The organism is Frankia sp. CeTa3Moorea (assembly GCF_978021225.1).
The window spans coordinates 4,291-8,898 of sequence record NZ_CDXDOR010000099.1; the positions used below are offsets into that span (position 1 = coordinate 4,291).

At 70.3% G+C, this 4,608-nt stretch carries 4 protein-coding genes; 3 read left to right on the top strand and 1 reads right to left on the bottom strand.

The features are described from left to right. Positions 1 to 133: 133 nt before the first annotated feature. Together AC08OV_RS16530 and AC08OV_RS16535 are read left to right on the top strand one after the other, a co-directional pair. On the top strand, positions 134 to 721 hold the full coding sequence (locus tag AC08OV_RS16530; protein WP_476615134.1) for a hypothetical protein: 588 nt from the start codon (positions 134 to 136) through the stop codon (positions 719 to 721). A gap of 98 nt (positions 722 to 819) precedes the next feature. Next, positions 820 to 1,527: a hypothetical protein gene (locus tag AC08OV_RS16535; protein WP_476615135.1), complete on the top strand. Its 708-nt coding sequence runs from the start codon at positions 820 to 822 to the stop codon at positions 1,525 to 1,527. Positions 1,528 to 1,536: 9 nt separating this feature from the next. On the opposite strand, the gene AC08OV_RS16540 is transcribed toward AC08OV_RS16535, so the two are convergent. After that, the gene (locus AC08OV_RS16540; protein ID WP_476615136.1) at positions 1,537 to 2,841 is read right to left on the bottom strand and encodes a glycosyltransferase family 9 protein; all 1,305 of its coding nucleotides are present in this window, start codon (positions 2,839 to 2,841) and stop codon (positions 1,537 to 1,539) included. A gap of 294 nt (positions 2,842 to 3,135) precedes the next feature. Between AC08OV_RS16540 and AC08OV_RS16545 the strand changes: the two genes are divergently transcribed. Beyond that, positions 3,136 to 4,113 carry an alpha/beta fold hydrolase gene (locus AC08OV_RS16545; protein WP_476619900.1) on the top strand — a complete coding sequence of 326 codons (978 nt, stop codon included), beginning with the start codon at positions 3,136 to 3,138 and terminating at the stop codon, positions 4,111 to 4,113. The last annotated feature ends 495 nt before the right edge of the window (positions 4,114 to 4,608 follow it).

The following is a 4,608-nucleotide window of genomic DNA, read 5'->3' on the forward strand; positions in this document are numbered from 1 at the left end:
GTCCGCGCGATATGACGGTATCGCTCGGCCTCGTCAAGTAAAGGACAGCCATAACCGACATCTATCGGTCTGGTCGTCATCGGCGGCTTCTGCGACGGTCGGTGGCAACGGCCTACTACCTTCCGGAGGCACCGTGCCCGAGTTCAACTCCCGCCGCGCTCAGCGCCAGGTCCCGGCCAGGCGGAGCAACCCACTGCAGAAACTTGCCCGTGACCGGGCCCGACAGGCCCGCCGACGCACTCGGCGCGATCAGCCGCTGCCGGACTACCTCGCCCGCTACGCGTCCGGACCGGACGGGCATCCCCGATCGGTATCGACTACGACGAGCAAGCCGCGACCGAGCGGGAATTCCCTCAAGCACCTGCGGCCGGTTCCGTGGACGTCGCTGGGGCCCGCGATGGTCCTCGATGCCCGCGTCGACTTCTCGGACTGTGCCGGCTACAAGCGGCGCCCGGTGGTCGCGGTGCGGGTGGAGAACGGCGTCATCCTGGCCTTCCCGATTACCACTCAGGTACGTCGGCTCAGCTGGGTTTGCGGACACCTGCTCGCCTTCCCGCGGGAGGCCGGTCTGCGCGAAGCCCAATCCGCGATCCTGTGGCGCCCGGTGGCGATCGAACGCTCCGACGTGATCCGGGTTCTCGGTCGTCTCATCGGCTCCGACCTCGACGAGTTTCAGATTCACGCGCGGGCGGTGCGCGGGGCCGACGGCAGCAACGCCTGACCCACACCGGTATCCGGGCACGGACGAGATCGCCGGGGAAGCGGCGACCGGAGGGGCCGAAACCACCCTGCGGAAAGGTACCGTTACACTCGCTCGCCATGCGGCTGCGGTTCCTCGTCGACGATCGGGTCGAATTCGACCAGCGGCTGCGCCGTTCCGACCAGCTGTGCGTCGGCGCCGCCCCGGACGACGTCTGCGACGAGGCCGCGTCGCACCGGCATCTGTCCGCCGGCCCGCCGGACCGGAAACTCTCCCGCCGGGCCGCCCGCGTGTCCGCCGCGCCGGGCGGCGGCTGGAATGTGGAAATCGCGAACCTGAACCAGGCCGATGTCCGGAGCTGGGGGCAGCCGACGTATCCCGTCGAGCAGGGCGGGCTGGTGTCGGTGACCGACCGGCCGACCGCGATCTGGCTGCGCGGTACTCCGCAGCGCAGCTACCTGCTGTTATGCGAGCCGGAGCCGACCGGCGTCCGCCGGATCGCCCGCGATCGTCGAGTGACGGAGAGCAACGAGGTCGATCGCCTCTCCGAGAAGGAGACCGAGGCGATCCGCGTGGTCTTCGAGCAGCATCTACGGTGGCCGCCCCTGCGTAACCCGGATCCACGTCCCAAGAAATCCGCCGCCGACCGGCTGGGGATCAAGCAGACCTCGCTCAACGACCGGTTGGCGGGCGCGCTGGAGAAGGCGAGGCGGGTCGGCTACCAGCCACCGGGCGGACAGGTTGCCCCGACCCGCGACGCCGACTGGGTGTACTGGCTCGTCGGCATCGGTGCGCTGGACTTCGAGATGCACGCGGGAATCGGCTGACCGTCCCGATCATCGAACGGCGGCTGGCCGATCGAGCGGACCCGAGTCAGACAGACCTGAGTCAGACGGACCCGGGGGTACCTTCCAGTCCCAGGCGAGCCAGTCCCGGGCGAGCAGGTTCCGGGCTTCGACGAGGACCTCGTCCACGGATACATCCGCGACGAACGACGGGTTGTGGGGGCATCGCCCGTGCGCCTGGCTCGCCCCACATTCCGGGCAGGTCGTCTGAAAAGACGTGGCGATGCGGTGGCGGGCCCGTTCCAGCGGCCCAGCGTTGATCACATTGCCGCACCAGAAGACGCCGACGGTCGGAATACCGAGTGCACCGGCGAGGTGCCGCGGCCCCGAGTCGTTACCGATCATCAGGTCGGCGGTGGCGAGAATCCCCACCAGGCCGGGCAGGCAGAGGCGGCCGGCCAGGTTCACCACGGGCCCCGACACGCCCGCCGCGAGCCGTTCAGCGAGGGCTCGCTCGGCCGCTACGCCGACGATCATGATGCGAGCGCCGTCCGCCGCGAGCGCGTTCGCGACTCCGGCGAACCGGTCGACGGGCCAGCGCCGACGCGGATCGCTCGCGCCGGGATGCAGAACGACCAGTGGGGCGGCCCCGGCCGTGACCTCGGCGCCGGCCGTGGCTTCGGCGCCCGCCGTGGCTTCGGCAGCTGCCATGGCCTCGGCGGCCGCCCGGCGATCGTCGGCCGTCACGGTCAATCCGGGGTTCAGGGTGACGGGGGAAGCCCCGACGAGTCCCACGATCTCCAGGTTGCGCAACGTCTCGTGTTGCAGATGCCGGAACGGAACGGACCGGTGCAGCGGCGGCGCTCCCACGTCCCGGCCACCGGCGGTGAACCGCGCGCCCAAGGCGTGCACCAGCGGGGTGGAATGGGCGCCCCCACCGTGCAGCTGCAGCGCCAGGTCGTAGCGGGCCGCCCGGTGGCGCCGGACGAACGCGCGCACCTCGTCGTCGGCTCGAGTGCCATCCGTCCGTAGGTCGTCGGTGGTGGCGGAGGTCGGGGCCGTACCGGTCGGCGAGGGTCCTTGCGTGCTGGTGGACACGCCGGGCCAGGGCGGGATGGCCGCCACCTCGTCCCAGGGTCCCGGGCGGCCCGCCAACAGCTCGACGTGCCAGGGCAGACCGAGGTACACCAGATGCGCGTCCGGATAGGCCGCCCGCAGCGCCTCCAACGCCGGCAGCGCCAACACGAAATCGCCGAGCCCGCTGGCCCGCAGCACCGCGATCCGGCGCACGCCCTCCAGCGGCTCCCGGACGAACGGCCCTAACCCGGCCCGTTGGCACCCGTCCTTCTCGGCCATGTCGTTCCCCCTCGCCCGCGTCCTACTCTCTACCCTGCGCCCCTACCCCTGCGCCCCTACGCCGGCGTTCTTCCCGTCCGCGCTTTCTCCCGATCCACGTGCTCCGCCGATCGACGCGCCCGCGTGACTCGTCACTACCGATCCGGATATTCCTCGTCGGACGCTTCGGCCCCGCCCGGCGCTGTCGAGATTCTCCGGATGCGTCGCATGAGCCGAAGATTCGCCTGCCGCTCGGCGAGCCCCCGATCACCCGATCGGGGGCTGTCCGGCCCCGCGAGACGCGACCATGGAGATGTGGTGATCTCGGTGGAGCGGCGGGTAGCGGTGGCGACTGGTCCGGAATATCTGGAACTGCACGTCGAAGAGCTACGGCCGGAGGGTTTCCCAGCCGACGATCCCCCGCCGGAGATTCCCCGGCCACCGGTTCCCCCGCCCCTGGACCACCTCCGGGCGGACGACCGTCCCCCGAACGAGGCACGGGCCCAGGATGAGACGCGGACCACGACGTCCGACGGCAGCCCGGGGACGGTCCGCGGCGGGCGTGACGATATCCCGGTCCTGCTGCTCCACGGGATCGCCGGCACCACGGCGGGCTGGGCCGCGGTGGCTCCGGAGCTCGCCGCGTCCCGCCGTGTGATCACCTACGACCAGCGAGGGCATGGCGCGAGTGGCTGGGCCACGACGGGCCGGGCGGGTTACAGCTTTGATCAGCTGGTGGCGGACCTCGCGACGGTGGTCGACGTGCTCGGGCTGCCCGCCGTCCACCTGATCGGCCACTCGATGGGCGGGGTGGTGGCGCTGCGCTACACGCTCGACCATCCGGGACGGGTGCGGTCCCTGGTTCTCGCTGACACCGCCGCCGCTCCCGCCACGGGCACGGGCGGGATTACGAAGCGGGTCGTGTCCGTCCTGCTGGCGGGGGCTGCGGCGATCGCAACGGCCGTCCACGCCGGCCGGAACCGCGCGGTGGCGGGGCTCGGCCAGATGGATCCGAACGCGATCGTCGCGCTCTGGCGGGACCTGAGCAGCTATCCGTCCCTCACGGAACGGTTGGGCGAGATCGGCGCCCCGACCACCGTCATCGTTGGTGAACGGGACTTCAGTCTTCGTGACGCCGCCGAGACGCTCGCCCGATCCGTGCCGGACGCCCATCTCGCGGTGATCGCCGGTGCCGACCACAATCCACACGCAAGCCGCCCGATCGCCTGGCTGACCGCCGTGGAGGATCATCTCACCCGCGCCGACCAGATATCCACCGATCTCATTCGCTGATGTCACCCAGCGTCCTATCCCCGAGGAGGCTGTCACCACCCCGTCCGGCCCAAACCTGCTGTACACCGCCCAGCACACCGTGATGAACCACCGCATCCTGGTCAATGCGGAGATCGGCCCGCATCACCGCGCGGGCGACAGCGCGGACCACCTCGGTCGGCGGCTCACCCTGATTGATGCCGACCCGGTCATAACGTCACTTGATGCACCACGTTCCCGCTCGCTGTCGCCGCTCTCCAGATGACGGCGGCCCGTCCCGCAGGATCACATCACTCACGAGCAGGGCAAGAAGCGAATCACGCACACCCGCACCGGCCCGACTGATGCGGTCATGAACCGCGGACTGGCCATCCCAGACACTGAGAATTCCTGCGATTCTCTCCTGTATCGACCGTGGTGGTAGGAGGAGCGGCATCGCTCGCATGGTCCCGGAGTTCAGCGTGGGTACCGCCGACCCGCTGGCGTTACGGAGGGTCCAACCACGAACCACGGGAT